Genomic DNA, 16,522 nt, shown 5'->3' with positions numbered 1-16,522 from the left:
ATCTAGCAATAATTACAAAATCAATATAAAAGAAAAAGGTTCCCATACCGCCACGGTCTGTGTCGATATTGAGAACCTAGACTACTCAATCTATTCTATTGCAAACCGAAGGCATTTCGATCTTCACTATCACGTTGTTCAACAGTGTTAGCGTAATTATCGAGTTGCTGATTAATTTGCTCTAATAATTGGGTCATTTGGTTAACATTACCCTTCAATTGTTCAAATTGTTGAAGGTAGGCTTGGAAAGCTTGACCTCTCCATTCACTTGCCATATTGTTATTTTCGCTTTGTACACGTTGCATTTGTTGTTGAATGTCTTGAGAAGCATTCATATAAACTTTTGCAGATGCACGTAATTGTTCTGGGGTAACTGAAATAGCACTCACAGTAAAAATTCCTCCTCGTAAATATTAGTTCACGATATTAAATATCGTATGTTAACAGAATATCATTAAATATAAAAATTTAAAACACTTTTTTCATATTTTGTTCACATGATATTCATATTATAAGAAGATAAGATTAAAATAATAGTAGTTATTTTATGAATATAGAATTTAGCACCGTCTATTTTTAATGTATCAGCTTTTATAAAACTAGATATAATTAAAGTTAAATTAATAATATATATAATAACATCATTTCATATTTTTATTGATAATAATTATAAATCGCTAGTTAAATATTCTATTTATTACTAAATAAACAACTATAAAGAATTAATAACAAACAATATAACCAGTATTAAACTTATCTAGTTAAATACTGGTTTTATTATAAACTTAATATTTTTTTAATCTTTAAACCATCCAGCCAATTCTTGGTCATCACCAATTCTCTTCTCAATTCTTTGGGCAAAGGTATTACTAAATGAATCAAAATTATCTTTTACTGGCGTTAACTCTCTCTTTTTATCATCCAATTTTGAAACTGGTTTATCTTTTAGGTGTTTTTTATCCGCAAAAGCTATTGTTAATGCCGTGTAAATTGCATCACTAGATAAATGTTGTCCTACGTTTTGTGCTCGTTTAAGGACCCAGTTCCAATTATCTGCCAAGTCATCTTCACCTTTATTTATGGCACTTTTGATTGCTTTGATTCCAGCATGCGCATGTGCTTTGATCGCTCTTTGCACTGCATAAGCCGTCGCACTATCTAGATATACTTCTTTTCCAGATCCTCCTGCACCTTTACTTCCCTGTTTGATTGCCATTATGGCATCACTTAATTGCACATCAGCCTCATAAACTTCATTATCAAAGTCGATCTGACTCTTTGGTTCTTTTAATACTTGGTGCTTACTAAATTTCATCTTGCCACTATTATCAAACCAACTTTCGACTCCGTGGTTTTCCAAAATAGTATCCATTATTGCTTTAGATAAGTTTATTTCTTTACCCTTTCTCAGAACCAGCTTTTTATCCTTTAATTTTAGTAATGTCTGGACATAATCAATATTAGACATATCAATGTGGTTTTTTTCTTAAAAACTCCTCAAAATTGTTTCCATTCTTATAATAATGTTGGAAACTTCCATGAACAACATTCCGGGACTTATTCATACTCCAATTATTATGGTAGTTTCCAATAAAATCATCTTCATTTAAATAATCTGCAAATTTTTCTGGGTGATTTTTAATATAAAGTATCTGTAAGGGAGTGAGATTATAAATTGGAAATGGTCCATTAAAAGCAACAGTTTGAAGATGATACTTTCCGCCAACTGCTAGTGCTAAAGATCCTCCTAGTGAGTGTCCAGTAACTGAAAACTTAGCATTGGGCATCTTCTTTTTATATTTAGTCTGAATATATTTTGCATAACTTTTAGCTGTCGTAAATTGCGATTGTTTGATTTCATTTCCAACATAAACGGGTAAGCCTGCAACTATATTTTCTAAATCGGTACGCACATCAGCTTTATCTGCCGTATTGGTTCCAGCATAAGCAATTGTTATATGGCCATAATCTACTTTACCTTTTTTATCAACGGGTGCTACCGTCATTGCCTGCATTCCATTTTTTGCGCCATATTTATGATGAGGTCCGTAAGTACCATTACGAGAGATGTCTAGAATTCTGTACGATTGGGAAATATTCTTAGGGTGAAAATTTCCATTTATTAAGTAATTACTTCCTTTCTTTGGATCGGTAATATAAACTTCATCAGATAAAATATTATAATCTCGTAATGGAATCAAATGACTATTTAGTTGTTTTTCCATTTTTCTACTTTTACTCCTTTTAATGTCACTCTAGAATCTTTTTTCTCATGATAAGTATATCTAAAACCATCAAACCAAATGTAACTACCATTTGGTACTCCATCTTCATCTAACTTTATTCCTTCTAATCTATTCCCATTTTTATTATTAATTATTAACGATGTGCTTTTTCCAGCACTGCCAAAAATACCGTTAGTATTTACCCTGCCAACTTTTATATTTTTTATTGGTTCTTTACCTGAGAAATGTTGTACTACCCAAAGCGCTATCTTCTTTCTTTCCTGGTCCGCTTCTTTCTCTTCTCTTATTTTCTTTTCTTTAGCTTTTTCCATCTTTTTTGCTTTCATATTTTCAATAACTCTACTCGTTGTTTGCACACTGACCATTGTTAACCCAGCTACTCCGACTAGTATTCCTAAAATTATTATTATTCGTTTTATAATCTTATTCTTCATTTTTTAACGTATTAATTTCCTTATTAAATTTATATTTTTCCAACATAAACGGGTAAGCCTGCAACTATATTTTCTAAGTCGGTACGCACATCAGCTTTATCAGCTGTATTTGTACCGGCATAAGCAATAGTAATATGGCTATAGTCCACTTTGCCATTTTTATTTACCGGAGCTACTGTCATTGCCTGCATTCCATTTTTTGCGCCATATTTGTGATGAGGTCCGTAAGTACCATTACGGGAGATGTCGAGGATTTTGTAGGAATAAGGTTTTATAGGCAATTCTTCTCCTACACTTATTTCTTTATCTTCATTATTTTTAGGATCTGTATAATATACATATCTAGAAAGATAATTTTTGTCTCTTAAATTATTTGAAAAACTCATTTTCTACTTCCATTCTTCAACTTTTATTCCCTTAAGACTGAGATTTTTATTTTTTTCTGTCTAAGTTTAAACTTATTTTTCTCTGAAACAATAGCTGTATCAGAAATAGGTTTTATTATCTTTTAAAAGAAATAAAAATTGATTATTACTACTATTATTAAGTTTTACATTAACTGAGCTTCCTCCTGTACCCATAAAACCCCCATGATTAATATTTCCAATTTTAATATTTCGAATAGGCTCGGAACCTTCCACATTTTGCACTACCCACAATGCTATCTTTTGTCTCTCTTTTTTAGCTTCTTTTTCTTCTTTAATTTTCTTTTCTTTAGCTTCTTCCATCTTTTTTGCTTTCCTATTTTCAATAACTCTATTCGTTGTTTGCACACTGACCGTTGTTAACCCAGTTACCCCTATTACTATTCCTAAAATTATTAGTGTTCGTTTTAGATTCTTCTTTTTCATTTTATTTAAACTGATCAAATTCCTTATTTAACTTAGTAGCTGCGTCAACTACTCCCTTAGCCATTTCACCTTTAACGGCACCATCTACCGCATTAATGTCTCTTTGAATATCTTCTTGAGTAGAACTAGCGAATGATTTTACAGCATCTAAAGTAGAATGATAAATATCATTTTTCACACTTCTTCCAGCTGGGCCAACGCTTTTTATGATGGTTAACATTTCTGATGCTTTTTCTATTTCTTTTCTGATGTCTTCAGCTACTCCCCATTGTTTGAGATTTAACGCATCATATAATTGCCCTGTTAAACTTCCTATTTTTTCAAAAATAAAATTAATGTCCATCTTTCATTCTCCTTACTCTATCCAGCTCATCTTCTAAGTTTCGTTTTTGCTTGCGATAATCCTGTTCGTATTCTTCCCATTCATTAAGCAGCCTTTTTCTTTTAGTCTGATATATTTCATAACTGATACTTTGTAATTGTTGATTTATCTGCTCAGCACTAGTAAAGAACTCGAGATCTGAATGCATCTCTTTTAAAGCACGACGGGCATTAAAATTTATTTCATTGTACATTTGACCTAGTTTATTATTTGTCTGATTAAATAGATCTAGTTTTTCATTGAATTCATTACGTTTAGCATAATATTCATCTTCAAGTTGTTCTTGTTTAAGTTTTATAGTTTGTTTTAATTCGTCTCTTTTCTCTTCTTTCATACTCCAACTTCTCCATCTTACTAACTCATATTTCTATCCAAACTGATATTTTTATAGTCCAAAAGCTTAGATAGATGCCTTCAATTTTACCATAATTATTAACTCGCTTTTCTCAATACTTGATCATTAATTTAAGTATTAAAAAAGCATTACCTTTTGTCGCATTAGGTAATGCTTTTTGAGTCTATTAAAACTTAGATCTTATTTTATTTAAAATTATCAAATTCATTATTAAGTTTAGTAGCTGCATCAACTACTCCCTTAGCCATTTCGCCTCTAATTGCGTTCTCAACTGATTTAATATCTACTTCAATATTCTCTTGAACTTCACCAGTCAAGGACGTAATATTATTAGAACCCTTAGAATATATTTGGCTTGCTTTAGCTACACCACTTGGTCCAACAACGTTCATGATATTCATTAGTTCCGTCATTTTTTCAATTTGCTGTTTGATAGCTGCAACCGAGTCAAATTGTCCCTTACTCAATACATTAAAAAGCTCACTAGTTTTGGCAGCTATATCGTTTATATTAATATTCATTATTTCTCCATCCGTAATTTACTTAACTTGTCCTCTAAATTGATTTTTTGTCAACGATAATTATGCTCATATTCTTCCCATTTATTAACTAATGAACGTTGCTCTCTTTAATAAATATCAGTAGTCATTTCTTGCAACTGACTATTTAATTTTTCAGCCTTGGAATAATATTCAGAAGCAGAATCTATTTTCTTTAAGACCAAGTGTACTTTAGAGTTAGTTTCTTGATAAAACTGCCCAAGCTGTCTATTTGTCTGGTTAAATAAGTCCAATTTTTCATTGAACTCTCTACGTTTTATATAAAATTCATACTCTAATTGTTCTTGTTGTCTCCTAATATCTTTGATTAATTCTCTCTTTTGCTCTTCTTTCATAGTCCAAAGTTCCTTGCTAATTCTCCATCATCGCCAATTCGTTTATTAATTCGCTCCGTCATTTTTGCACTAAAATCATCAAAATCTTGTGATAATTGGGAAATTCCTTTAATTTTACTTGCTAACTTTTCTTCCAGATTATTGTAAATACTATTTTCGTCTGCTTTTACTGTGGCTAGAGCTTCAGCAATTTCACTTGCAGTCAAGGCTTGACCAACAGCAGTTGCGGCTTCATGGGTTTCAGTCCAATTATTTTTAAGAGAGCGACTAGTTTGTTGCTTTTCTTGTTTAATTGCTTTAATTCCAGCTTGGGCATGTTCCTGAATGGCATCCTTAACTGCAAGAGCACTTAAAGAATCTAAATATATTTCTCCTTCATTTCCTGTTCCTGCACCACCAAATTGACGAACAATTGCAACAAGATGATTATTTAAGGCTTCATCAATTTGATAACTTGTATTTTCAAAAGTTGATTGATTTTTAGGAACATTAATTTTGATATTGGCATTTCTAATGATATTTTTGTCATTAAACCATGATTCTACTCCATGATTAGAAATAATCATTGAATACGGAGAAAGAGGATTATTTATCTTTTTCCCATTTTTTAAATAAGCATAAGGATTTCCAAAAAAGATACTTAAAGGTGAAGAAATTAAAGAATGAAAAGTTTTATCTACATCAATGTCTTTAGACAGCAAATTATTCATAATCAAAAGATGTGATAATATTTGATCATTATTATAAATATGTTGGAAATCTCCCATAACTTCATTTAATCCATAAGTATTATTGTAATTTCCAATAAAATCCGAGCTATTCAAATAATTTTGATACATTGTAGGATGAGTTTGAAGGAACTTTATTTCTTTTTTTGACATTTGATTAGCCGGAACCGGTCCATTGAAGGTAACTGCTGGAGCTTTCATTTTTACTCCAATAGTTAAAGCTAAAGAGCCTCCAAGCGAATGTCCTGTAAAACTCAACTTAGGATTATAGGCACCCTTATGATTGGATTTAGTTTTGGTAAATTTCTTTTTGATATTTTTGGCATAGCCATAAGCGGTATCGAATTGGCTATTTTTATACTTCTTTCCTTTGATGATATTGTTCCCATCTGCACCCAGATCGTTTATGTCAAACATATTTGTACCTGCGTATGCTACAGTAATATGACTATAATCTACTTGTCCCTTTTTATTTATTGGAGCCACTGCCATTGCTTGCATCCCATTCTTTGCGCCATATTTATGATGGGCTCCATAAGTACCATTGCGGGAGATATCTAGGACTTTGTATGGTTGAGAAAACTCACTTTTTTTCTTAATATATAGCCGACAAAATATTTGTTTTCATTCTTCGGATCGATCTTATATACATTACCGGAAATGCTATTATAATCTTGTAAATTAATTGAATGCATTTTTAATGTCCCTTCCATTCTTTCACCTTTACTCCGTCTAAAGTATTATTATTGGACTTTTGTGTAAAGGTATATTCACATTTCGGAGCAAAACCTCCTCCTGTTGGATTACTATTTTTTTCTAAGCCATCCAGGTCAAGTACAATAGTATTTTGTTTTTTATTATTAATTTCGACATCAATTGATGCACCACCCGTTCCATCAAAAATATATTTTGTAAGTTTTCCCACTTTTATTTCTTTAATCTTTGGACCCTTTAAATTTTGCACGCACCACAAAGCAATCCTTTGTCTCTCTTTTTTAGCTTCTTCCATTTTTTTTACTTTCCTATTTTCAATAACTCTATTTGTTGTTTGAACACTAACAGTGGTTAATCCACTCACTCCTACTATAATTCCTAAAATTATTAATATTCTTTTTTGATTCTTCTTCATTTTACTTAAACCTATCAAATTTCTTATTTAATTTATTACAACTGCACTTTTTAATATGACTGTAATCTACTTTTCCCTTTTTATTTTCCGGGGCTACGGCCATTGCCTGCATTCCATTCTTTGCGCCATATTTTTGATGGGGACCATATGTGCCGTTGCGGGAGATGTCTAGGATTCTATAGATTTGAGAAATACCCTTAGGATGAAAATTATTATTAACTACATAGTTATTTTCCTTTTTTGGATCAACCCTGTAAACTTCATTAGAAATTATATTAAAATCCTTTATTTTATTTACTTTCATCTTAATTATTCCTCCAGTCTTCTACTTTTACCCCTCTTAGAGTTGCACACGTATTTCTTTTACTATGGTAAGTATATTCAATTTGATCATTATAAATAAAACTTCCGTCAGGTTCTCCATCATCATTTAATCCCATTCCTTCTAATCTATTCACATCTTTATTATTTATAATGACTGAGGTACTTTTACCAGCACTTCCTCCAATTCCATTAATCTTTATTCGACCAACTTTTATATTTCTGATGGGCTTTTTACCAGAAAAATGTTGTACACACCACAGTGCTATCTTTTCCCTTTGCTCTTGTTGCTGAATTTTCACCTGAAAAGACAACAATTGCCAGATGCCAATTACTGTAAATATACCTATTAATAATCCAAAAAATACGTGTTTAATAGTTTTATTGCGCTTTTTATTCTTCATTACTTCCCTCATAATTGTTAATATTCTCTACTTTAACCCTCTTAACGTTTTAGCCTATTCTTTCATTTAATGATATTGTTCCAATCTGCAGCTCGATCATTCGCATCACCAAAATTTGTACCAGCATATGTCACAGTGATATGACTGTAATCTACTTGCCCCTTTTTATTTATTGGAGCAACTGCCATTGCTTGCATCCCATTTTTTGCGCCATATTTATGATGTGGACCATATGTGCCGTTGCGGGAGATATCGAGGACTTTGTAGGGTTGGGAAAAATTAGGTTTTCGTATAGTTTTATTTTTTGAATATTGTCCACCTTTTTTAGGATCACTATCGTATACAATCTTAGATAATGTATTATAATCTTTCAGCGTTATCTTATTCATATGCTATTTTTCTCTCCATCCTTCTACTTTCACTCTTTTTAAGTTTTTACTTTTGTTAGCTTTTCTAGCAAAATTATATTCACTTTTAGGATCAAATGTTCCTGAACTTGGAGTTAAATCTGCACTGTCTACAATAAATATAATTATATTTTGTTTTTTATTATTAATTTCTACATCTATTGCTGATCCGCCAGTTCCGCCTAACCCATTTTTCCTTAATTTTCCAACTTTTATTTCTTTAATTTTTGGTCCCTTCAGATTCTGCACACACCACAAAGCTACTTTTTCTCGTTGCTGTTGTTGCTGGATTTTGACTTGAAAAGAGATGAGTTTCCAGATTGCTATTAAAGTAAGTATACCTATTAACAATCCAAAAAAATACATATTTAATTGTTTGCTTGCGCTTTTTATTCTTCATTACTTTACTCACAGCTTTTATTTTTCCTTCCACTCTTCAACTTTTACACCTTTTAAAGTTTTCTTCTTATTAGCTTTATCATGATATTTAAAAGTGGGATTTTCACTGTATTGCTCTTCTAAATCTTCTGGAATTACGTCACCAATTGGTTCTTCAAAAGAAAATTCATTATTTTTTGAATTATTAATTCGGACATCTACATACGATCCACCCGTTCCACCAATTCCATTTCTTACAATATTACCTATCTCTAGCTTTTCAATTGGTTCAGGACCATCCATATGTTGTACAACCCACAGTGCAATTTTTACTCTATCTTTTGCCGCTTGTCTTTTTTCTCTAATTTGCTTTTCCTTAGCTTGTTCTGCTCTAGTTTTCTTTATCTCGATAATTATTCTTTCTGTACTTACAACACTAGCAGTGGTTGCAAGTGCTACACCTGCAATTATTCCCAATATTATTAAAAATTTTTTCATTCATTATTCTCCTCATATATAACTTGCGTTATTATATCATTTTCAAGAATAATACCCTATATTCTCAAATATATATCACAATATATTTTTGGCATAAAAAAACCAGTATTCTAATTGAATACTGGTTTAAATTTATTAATTTTTCTCATCTTTTAAAAGTGGAAATTCAAGTTTAAACTTACTGCCTGAACCTAATTCGGAAATCACACTGATTTTACCATGATAGCTTTCAACAAGCTTTTGCGCAATTGAAAGTCCCAAACCATTACCACCCTTTTCACGAGTGCGAGCCTTATCAACCCGATAGAAGCGATTGAAGATCTTCTTTTGTTCTTCATGAGAAATACCTTCTCCAAAGTCTTGCACAATGATCTCAACCTTATCTTTTTCCGTTGAAGCATCCACAATTAATTCCTTCCGATCAGTCGAATACTTCATCGCATTATCCATCAAAATAATTAAGACTTGTTCTAAGTGATTGCGATACATCTTGATCATCGTATTTGGCTTTAAGGCATCATTATAAGTAATCACGAAATCTTGGTGAATCATTCGCATATCATTAATTGTGCGGCTAAGAACCTCATTAACGTTAGTAACTTCATTAGGGAACTGCACGTCAATTTGTTCTGCCCGAGTCAAATCAAGCATTTCCTGAATCAAGTGTTTCATCCGGTTTATTTCTTGCAAGGAAGCTTGAATTGATTCTTCAAGTACTTCAGGATCATCTTTTCCCCACCGTTCAAGCAAGTTAAGATGTCCTTGTACAACTGCTACCGGCGTCCGCAACTCATGCGACACATCGCCAACAAACTGCTTTTGCTGCTGAATATAGGCTTGCATCCGGTCTAACATTTGGTTAAAGTTTTGAATCAATTCACCTAATTCATCATGGCGCCGCGTTACTGGCATTCGATCTTGACTATTAGGATCATTATTAACTGCCCTTGAAATCTTAGACATTTGTTTTATCGGCTTAACTACATTATTTACTATCAAGAAAGCAAATAAACTGAACAAGATAATTCCTACGATTGAAATGGTTGTCATCCAAAGTCGCAGTGAATGCAGGACATCATTCAAGCGTGAGAGCGAGTTATCCACTACTATATAACCAATTAGCTTATTATTTATCTCTGAATGAATTGGTTGAGCAGCTACCAGATGAAGTTGGTGATCTTTATTAATAATAGTTTGTTGGCCATTTTTAGAAATCTTAGGCATCTTCATTGAACTATCACTATTACCATTTGAAAATACCACGGATCCAGTCGGGTCAAAAATTGTCACCCTCATTTCCCGGTTAGCTAGTGAAGCTAGGACATCATCATTAAAGACCTGACGAGAATCGTCATTGTCGTTACTTGCTTTACCTGCAAGTAATCGTCCCGTATTAGGGGAAAGGCGCGGTACAACATTTGAAATTTCTAATGTATCAGGAATGTTATCTAAACGATTATTAAAGGTTTGGACGACATTACTTGTTAATCGTGCTTCTTGTTCAACTAATTGCCGTTTGACTACTGAATAAATAATGATGGAAAAAATGACAAAAGAGACCGTTATTACAGCTGCAACAGCACTAACCCACTTAAAAGTTAATGATGCTTGCTTGGTCTCTTTCTTATTCTTATTCGGTTTCTTCTTCATTTTGGTTTTGTTCATCATTTTCATCCGTTCTTACCATATATCCGGTACCACGAACAGTTTTGATATATGAAGGTTGGCCGGGAACATCAATCTTATTACGTAAGTAACGTACATAAACTTCCACCACATTAGTTTCAATTTTTGAATCTGGTCCCCAAATTTTATTAAGTAATTGTTCACGTGTTACAACATTATTTTTATTTTCAATTAAGGTCATTAATAAGTTGTATTCACGCTTAGTTAAGTCAACGGTTTTATCACCACGGTGAACGATACGATTAGCAGTTTCAATCGTTAAATCATTAAAGTGCACAACCTTTTGCACACCCATTGTCTCTCCCATTGCCTTCTTTTCGATTTGGACACGACGCAAAACGGCGCGCAAACGTGCCAACAATTCTTCAATGGCAAAAGGCTTAACAATATAGTCATCAGCACCATGATCAAGTCCAGAAACTCGATCAATAACTGAATCACGTGCAGTCATCATAATAATTGGCGTAGTCTTTTCTTGGCGAACGCGACGTGCAATTTCCAAACCATTAAGTGCTGGCAACATTAAATCAAGTAAAATCGCATCATAATCTTCATTTAATGCAGCATCAAGACCCTTACGCCCATTTGATTCAACTGTTGTTTCGTATTTTTCATGTTGAAGTTCCAACTCAACAAATCTTGCTAAGTTCTTTTCATCTTCAATAATTAAAATCTTGCTCATCCTAGTAAACCTATCCTATCTTAGCGACTTAAGCATTATCACTATATTATTATTTGTTTAGCTAATTCTAGTGCTTTTTTATTAATAATTTAATATTAAGTTTTTCCCGAACTTATTGCAAGTTAATTTTTATCATCTTTATCTAGTAATTGCTTAAGTGAAGCAAATGCAGGATTGACCTTTTCTTTTGCTTCTTTCTCATGGTCAGCCTCAGACACTACTTTCCAACCTTGACCTGCAGGATAGATATTATTTTCGTCTTCATCTTTAGTCAAAACTACGGAAGGAATATTTAGTAACAAGTTATCCTCAACCGCAGTTTGGAGATCAATCTTATCGTCCTTAACTTGAATAATAGTTTCTTCGTCTTCAAGTTGTTCAGGAGTTGGCTTAATTTCACTATAATTTTCAGTAAAATTAAATTCTTCATGCATTGCTACCGGAGTTAAACTTCTAGTTGATGGAACTTCAACATCAGCAGTAACGGTAAAATTACCCGTAACAAATGGTTCATCATAGAAGAATTGCCCCTTAACATGAACATTCTTAGCCTTACGTAATAAGCCTTGGCTTCTAGCAAAAAATGGTGGTCTCAAGGATATATCTTCATCTATGTCAACTAATGGATTACGATCATTTTTAATTTGTGAAAAAGAATATTCTAACATTTTCTAACCTCACTTAACTTCAAGCGGTCTACGACCAAAGTTTTGATCTTGACCAATAATCTGTTCATAAAAGCGATCAACTTTTACTTGTAAACCTAGAGTTCCCTGACTGCTATTGCGCTTATCTACTTTGGAAATAATCGGGATTTCACCATCTTTACGTAAAGTCTTTAAATAATTACGTCCCCGTTCGCTATAACCTAAAAGCATCGTGCTCACATCCCTTTTGGATGCTTGCATGGCTTCATCTGTCACATTTAATAAAGTATAAAGACTTAAACGACGCAAACGAGCATAGGTGTAGCGTTTAGACTTAATTCTACGCAAAAAGTCAGTAAAATTAGTCGCTTCATGAATTTCTTCCTTCATCTTGTATTCCAAACCTTCGCTCATTTGATAAATTTTTCCAAGTTCGGTAACTGAAGAACTTTCCAGCCGGTACTTCAAAAATTCATAAAGTAAGTTCCAATTAGGATATACTTTTTGCTCAGCTAATTTAGCCAATTCGCTCTTAGGTAAAAAATTCTTTAGCATCCTTAGGTCTTGATCTTGATGTTCTAAAACATAATTTCTAATTCCAGTTGCCGAAGAAATAACCTTTTCGGTGATTAAGGGGTCATCATGACCACTCCCAATCCGAGTAATGGGTTTTAAATCCATGGGATGACCAAGATTTAAGTTGGCCACCGCATAGGCAATGGCCAACATCAAGTTAGGCTGATTAACTTCATGCCCAACTTCACGCGCAACCAGTTGATTATACTGGGTAGCATAAGTCTGGGTGTAATCACGAAAATTTAAACTTTCTTGTGGAATTTGACTAATTTTTTTAGCTAAGTAGTCCAGATTTAAGTTAGCATCTTCTACCCCAAAAACCAAATTTTTAACCCCAAGTTTACTTAAAATTTCAACACCACCCTGGGCAAAAAGGTCGGCTGGCTGCACAGCAAAGGAAAATGGTAATTCAAATACCAGGTCAGCTCCTGATTGCAAGGCTGCCTGAGCGCGATGCCACTTATCCATAATCGCCATTTGGCCACGTTGGACGTAGTTACCCGACATGACTACAATAATGGGGTCATTTTTAGCAATCAGGCGCGCCTGATTCATTAAAAAATCATGGCCACTATGCAAGGGATTGTATTCAGCAATTATACCTACTGTATTCATTCTTACCTATTAGTCTTCGTCCAAATCAAGTTCTAGCTTTTTACCATTACGCCATAACTTTTCGAGACCATAAAAATCACGTGCATCTTCAGTAAAGACGTTCACAACAACATCGCCCATATCAATTAACAACCAATTAGAATCACGGTTTCCTTCAATACGGTAATCTTCCTTACCATTTTCGTGGATCTTATCCACAATTGCATTCACAATGGCGTGTAATTGACGGTTAGAACCAGCACTGGTGATGACATAATAATCAGCTAAAATGCTTTGGCCGGCCATATCATAAGCTTCAATATCTTCTCCATGTCTTTCATCAATTGCTTCAATAGTTAAATCTAATAATTGTTTTGCTTCCAAATTTTTACCTCTGATTTCTAATTAATTTATTTTATTTCTTAATGGCCCAAACATTATACGCATCTAGGGTCTTAGGATAAATTTTTTGCCGGTTTCCTACTAAAAACTGTAAGGTATGTGCTAATTCATAGCCTACCCCTTGGTCAAGGTCAGCAAAAGCCACCTTACGGGCCTCGTCTACTCCAGGGAAATCACGGTGTGGTTCGATAAAATCTGCGACAAAGACAATTTTATCAAGAGTAGTCATTTCCGTATCGGCAGTTGTATGACGCCGAATGGCGGTTAAAATTTCTGGATCTGTAATTTTGAGCTCTTTTTCAACCAAATAAGCCCCCACAATTCCATGCCAGATGGCACGGTTATAGTTAAGCAGGTCGGTATCAAAACCTTGATTCTTGATAATTTCAATAAATCTTTCATTTGGCACTTGCTTGGCATAATCATGAACAAACCCTGCCAAAGCCGCCTTATCAGGATCATAATGATTTAGTTCAGCTAATTTACGACTGGTTTCACTCACACCAATACAATGCTGAAAACGTTTATCATCCATATTATTTTTTTCACGGGCAATTAGCTCAGCTGAACTAAGCGGTGAAAAGGTATTTTTAAAATTAAGCTCACTCACGATATAAGCCTCTTGAATCAATATACAATCTTACTGCTTCGGGAACTAAGTAGCGAATTGATCCACCAGCAGCTACAGTATTACGGATTAAAGTTGAAGAAATAGCAAGCTGGGGCGCATCAACCCATACAATTGGATAAGCTGAATCAGGCTGATAATTCGGTCGCTTTACTCCCACTAAGGTTGCTAAGCGTGCAATTTCATCAGGTTCACGCCAACTGGCGAAACTATTAACCTGGTCAGTCCCCATAATTAAGTAGTACTGGTTCTTGGGTGCCCGCTTTTTTAAATAGCGCAAGGTATCAACGGTATAAGACACGCCACCACGCAGAATCTCAAACAACTTAACATGAAAATATTGATTAGCATGGGTCGCAAGTTCAAGCATAGCAACGCGATCTCTAGCACTAACCTGATTTGCTACTTCTTTGTGCGGAGGAACATTATCGGGAATAAACCAAATCTCATCCAAATGTAGGTTCTTGCGAACTTGTTCAGCCATTGCTAAATGAGCTTGATGGACGGGATTAAAAGTTCCACCCATAATTCCAATTTTCATCGCTGACGTAGCGATAGGAGCAAATCGAATTTGAGTTTTTTCTTCCACTACGCAATTCATTAAATCAACGCTCTTCTAATTCCTAATCCAATTCCATCAGGTGTGTAGGCTTTGACTACCACATCTTTTGGTACGGTAATGAAGCCAACACCACCAAACAAAATATCACTTTTTTGCTTTGGTCTAAAAGTTTGGCCCTTGAGTGGTCCAAGATCATCTTCCTTACTTGGTGGTAATAACAGATCATCCTTATGTTTTTGGTAAAATTCATCTGCATTTTCCGTCTTAGTGCGGTGCAAATAAAGATCGCGTGCCACATAAATCGTAAAGCCTGCTGACGGCCCATCAATATAATCAAACCGACCCAATCCTGCTAAGAAAATAGTTTGGCCGGGTAACAACTGATAAGTAGCTGGCTTTAATGGCTTCTTCGGTTCAACTACTTCTAATTCCTTCCCAGTTAAGTGACTAGCTAATTGCTTCTTACTTAAAATTCCGGGTGTATCAATTAAATAGTGACCATTATCTAGTGGAATTTTAATTTCATCAAGAGTAGTTCCAGGGAATTTAGAAGTGGTAATTAATTCCTTCAAATCACTACGTGCTGATAAAATTGCATTAATCAAAGTAGATTTTCCAACATTAGTTGTCCCTACAAAGTAAATATCCTTATCCTTACCCTTTTTAGCAATAAAATCAATCAAAGGATCAAGATTTTTCTTCTTGGCAGCACTCACTAAGAAAATCTTTTCCGGATACAAGCCATTACGATTAGCTTCTTGGCGCATCCAGTCCTTGACCTTAGACTCTTTAGTATTCTTAGGGAAAAGGTCTACTTTATTACCCACTAAAATATACTCATTATCCCCAATAAAACGTTTAAGTGATGTAATCAATGAATTACTAAAATCAAATAAATCGACAACATTGACTACTAAGGCATTCTTTTCTGAAATAGAATTTAATAAAGCCAAAAAGTCATCATTATTTTCTTCAACTGGCATAATTTCATTATAGTGACGCAAACGGAAACAACGTTGGCAGTATACTTCCGCGTTATCTTCTTCCATAGCTTTTTTTAGTGCAGAAGCTGGTAAATATCCCGACTTTTTTGGATCTTTATCTTGTAAAATACTTCCACAACCAATACAACGTAATTCTTCACTCATTTAAGTTTCTCCCCAAAAGTTACTGGCTTTTTCATATTTAAAAAGAAATAGATTCCCTTTTCAAAAAAACGATTAATACGTGTATTCCACTTATCTGTTTGGACTAATGGTTTTACTAGCACTGTTGGTACTCCAGCTAAATTCCCTGCTTGAATATCAGTAATTAACTGGTCACCGATCATTAGAACCTGATCTTTTTTCAAGCCTAATTTTTTCAATTCCTCATTAATTCCGACAGGTAAAGGTTTACGTGCTTTAGCAATAAAATCAATACCATAAGGATTGAGAACTTTACCTATTCTTTGAGCATTATTATTAGAAATAACGACCAATTTAATTCCGGCTGCCTTTAAGCGCTGGTTCAATTTCTGCATTTCGTTAGCAGAATCAGCTTTATTCCAAGCAAGTAACGTATTATCCAAATCACTAAAAACTGCTTTAATTCCCATCTTTTTTAAAGTATTGGGATCTAAATTATAAATTGTATCTATTGTATAACGAGGTCTAAATAACATTTAAAAATCTCCGCTTTTTTCTCATATATAATATACCAAAATTGCGCCATTTAG

26 protein-coding genes are annotated in these 16,522 nt (G+C 33.8%); all 26 read right to left on the bottom strand.

Annotated elements, in window-relative coordinates; translation table 11 throughout:
* Positions 1 to 95: 95 nt before the first annotated feature.
* The 26 genes from FP432_RS00615 to FP432_RS00490 all read right to left on the bottom strand — a co-directional run bounded on the left by FP432_RS00615 (position 96) and on the right by FP432_RS00490 (position 16,468).
* A complete protein-coding gene (locus FP432_RS00615; protein WP_265488883.1) occupies positions 96 to 389 on the bottom strand; it encodes a WXG100 family type VII secretion target in 294 nt (97 codons plus the stop codon).
* 407 nt (positions 390 to 796) lie between these two features.
* A complete protein-coding gene (locus FP432_RS00610; RefSeq protein ID WP_265488882.1) occupies positions 797 to 1,468 on the bottom strand; it encodes a hypothetical protein in 672 nt (223 codons plus the stop codon).
* A gap of 1 nt (position 1,469) precedes the next feature.
* Positions 1,470 to 2,225, bottom strand: coding sequence for a lipase family protein (locus FP432_RS00605; protein WP_265488881.1), 756 nt, complete (start codon positions 2,223 to 2,225; stop codon positions 1,470 to 1,472).
* Entirely contained in the window at positions 2,210 to 2,680 is a 471-nt protein-coding gene (locus FP432_RS00600) for a hypothetical protein (protein WP_265488880.1), read from the bottom strand. The genes FP432_RS00605 and FP432_RS00600 overlap by 16 nt, the downstream gene beginning before the upstream one ends.
* A gap of 29 nt (positions 2,681 to 2,709) precedes the next feature.
* A complete protein-coding gene (locus tag FP432_RS00595; RefSeq protein WP_265488879.1) occupies positions 2,710 to 3,066 on the bottom strand; it encodes a hypothetical protein in 357 nt (118 codons plus the stop codon).
* Positions 3,067 to 3,165: 99 nt separating this feature from the next.
* Positions 3,166 to 3,531 carry a hypothetical protein gene (locus FP432_RS00590; protein ID WP_265488878.1) on the bottom strand — a complete coding sequence of 122 codons (366 nt, stop codon included), beginning with the start codon at positions 3,529 to 3,531 and terminating at the stop codon, positions 3,166 to 3,168.
* 1 nt (position 3,532) lies between these two features.
* On the bottom strand, positions 3,533 to 3,874 hold the full coding sequence (locus tag FP432_RS00585) for a hypothetical protein (protein WP_265488876.1): 342 nt from the start codon (positions 3,872 to 3,874) through the stop codon (positions 3,533 to 3,535).
* Positions 3,864 to 4,247 carry a hypothetical protein gene (locus FP432_RS00580; RefSeq protein WP_265488875.1) on the bottom strand — a complete coding sequence of 128 codons (384 nt, stop codon included), beginning with the start codon at positions 4,245 to 4,247 and terminating at the stop codon, positions 3,864 to 3,866. The genes FP432_RS00585 and FP432_RS00580 overlap by 11 nt, the downstream gene beginning before the upstream one ends.
* A 206-nt stretch (positions 4,248 to 4,453) precedes the next feature.
* Positions 4,454 to 4,789: a hypothetical protein gene (locus FP432_RS00575; protein ID WP_265488874.1), complete on the bottom strand. Its 336-nt coding sequence runs from the start codon at positions 4,787 to 4,789 to the stop codon at positions 4,454 to 4,456.
* 107 nt (positions 4,790 to 4,896) lie between these two features.
* Positions 4,897 to 5,163, bottom strand: coding sequence for a hypothetical protein (locus FP432_RS00570; RefSeq protein ID WP_265488873.1), 267 nt, complete (start codon positions 5,161 to 5,163; stop codon positions 4,897 to 4,899).
* On the bottom strand, positions 5,160 to 6,383 hold the full coding sequence (locus FP432_RS00565) for a lipase family protein (protein ID WP_265488872.1): 1,224 nt from the start codon (positions 6,381 to 6,383) through the stop codon (positions 5,160 to 5,162). The genes FP432_RS00570 and FP432_RS00565 overlap by 4 nt, the downstream gene beginning before the upstream one ends.
* A gap of 205 nt (positions 6,384 to 6,588) precedes the next feature.
* Positions 6,589 to 7,020 (bottom strand): hypothetical protein, encoded by a 432-nt coding sequence (locus FP432_RS00560; RefSeq protein ID WP_265488871.1) that lies wholly within the window; start codon positions 7,018 to 7,020, stop codon positions 6,589 to 6,591.
* Position 7,021: 1 nt separating this feature from the next.
* On the bottom strand, positions 7,022 to 7,324 hold the full coding sequence (locus FP432_RS00555) for a hypothetical protein (RefSeq protein ID WP_265488870.1): 303 nt from the start codon (positions 7,322 to 7,324) through the stop codon (positions 7,022 to 7,024).
* 1 nt (position 7,325) lies between these two features.
* A complete protein-coding gene (locus tag FP432_RS00550; protein WP_265488869.1) occupies positions 7,326 to 7,745 on the bottom strand; it encodes a hypothetical protein in 420 nt (139 codons plus the stop codon).
* 62 nt (positions 7,746 to 7,807) lie between these two features.
* Positions 7,808 to 8,134: a hypothetical protein gene (locus tag FP432_RS00545; protein WP_265488867.1), complete on the bottom strand. Its 327-nt coding sequence runs from the start codon at positions 8,132 to 8,134 to the stop codon at positions 7,808 to 7,810.
* A gap of 3 nt (positions 8,135 to 8,137) precedes the next feature.
* Positions 8,138 to 8,518, bottom strand: a complete 381-nt coding sequence (locus FP432_RS00540) for a hypothetical protein (protein ID WP_265488866.1) — start codon at positions 8,516 to 8,518, stop codon at positions 8,138 to 8,140.
* A gap of 51 nt (positions 8,519 to 8,569) precedes the next feature.
* Complete coding sequence (locus tag FP432_RS00535) at positions 8,570 to 9,028, bottom strand: hypothetical protein (protein ID WP_265488865.1); 459 nt, start codon at positions 9,026 to 9,028, stop codon at positions 8,570 to 8,572.
* A 135-nt stretch (positions 9,029 to 9,163) separates the two neighbouring features.
* Positions 9,164 to 10,702, bottom strand: coding sequence for a HAMP domain-containing sensor histidine kinase (locus FP432_RS00530; protein WP_265488864.1), 1,539 nt, complete (start codon positions 10,700 to 10,702; stop codon positions 9,164 to 9,166).
* Positions 10,659 to 11,396: a response regulator transcription factor gene (locus FP432_RS00525; RefSeq protein WP_265488863.1), complete on the bottom strand. Its 738-nt coding sequence runs from the start codon at positions 11,394 to 11,396 to the stop codon at positions 10,659 to 10,661. Before FP432_RS00525 ends, FP432_RS00530 begins: the two co-directional genes overlap by 44 nt.
* 122 nt (positions 11,397 to 11,518) lie before the next feature.
* Entirely contained in the window at positions 11,519 to 12,064 is a 546-nt protein-coding gene (locus FP432_RS00520) for a YceD family protein (protein ID WP_265488862.1), read from the bottom strand.
* A 9-nt stretch (positions 12,065 to 12,073) separates the two neighbouring features.
* The gene (locus tag FP432_RS00515) at positions 12,074 to 13,234 is read right to left on the bottom strand and encodes a nucleotidyltransferase (protein WP_265488861.1); all 1,161 of its coding nucleotides are present in this window, start codon (positions 13,232 to 13,234) and stop codon (positions 12,074 to 12,076) included.
* 9 nt (positions 13,235 to 13,243) lie between these two features.
* Positions 13,244 to 13,597, bottom strand: coding sequence for a ribosome silencing factor (gene rsfS, locus FP432_RS00510; RefSeq protein ID WP_265488860.1), 354 nt, complete (start codon positions 13,595 to 13,597; stop codon positions 13,244 to 13,246).
* Positions 13,598 to 13,628: 31 nt separating this feature from the next.
* Positions 13,629 to 14,225 (bottom strand): bis(5'-nucleosyl)-tetraphosphatase (symmetrical) YqeK, encoded by a 597-nt coding sequence (gene yqeK, locus FP432_RS00505; protein WP_265488858.1) that lies wholly within the window; start codon positions 14,223 to 14,225, stop codon positions 13,629 to 13,631.
* Positions 14,218 to 14,844 carry a nicotinate-nucleotide adenylyltransferase gene (locus tag FP432_RS00500; RefSeq protein WP_265488856.1) on the bottom strand — a complete coding sequence of 209 codons (627 nt, stop codon included), beginning with the start codon at positions 14,842 to 14,844 and terminating at the stop codon, positions 14,218 to 14,220. The genes yqeK and FP432_RS00500 overlap by 8 nt, the downstream gene beginning before the upstream one ends.
* Positions 14,844 to 15,953 (bottom strand): ribosome biogenesis GTPase YqeH, encoded by a 1,110-nt coding sequence (yqeH, locus tag FP432_RS00495; protein ID WP_265488855.1) that lies wholly within the window; start codon positions 15,951 to 15,953, stop codon positions 14,844 to 14,846. Before yqeH ends, FP432_RS00500 begins: the two co-directional genes overlap by 1 nt.
* Entirely contained in the window at positions 15,950 to 16,468 is a 519-nt protein-coding gene (locus FP432_RS00490; RefSeq protein ID WP_265488854.1) for a YqeG family HAD IIIA-type phosphatase, read from the bottom strand. Before FP432_RS00490 ends, yqeH begins: the two co-directional genes overlap by 4 nt.
* Positions 16,469 to 16,522: the final 54 nt, after the last annotated feature.

Origin of the sequence: Lactobacillus sp. PV034, from assembly GCF_014522305.1 — a bacterium.
In the GTDB taxonomy this organism is placed as follows: domain Bacteria; phylum Bacillota; class Bacilli; order Lactobacillales; family Lactobacillaceae; genus Lactobacillus.
This window is presented reverse-complemented; position numbering and strand designations above follow the sequence as displayed.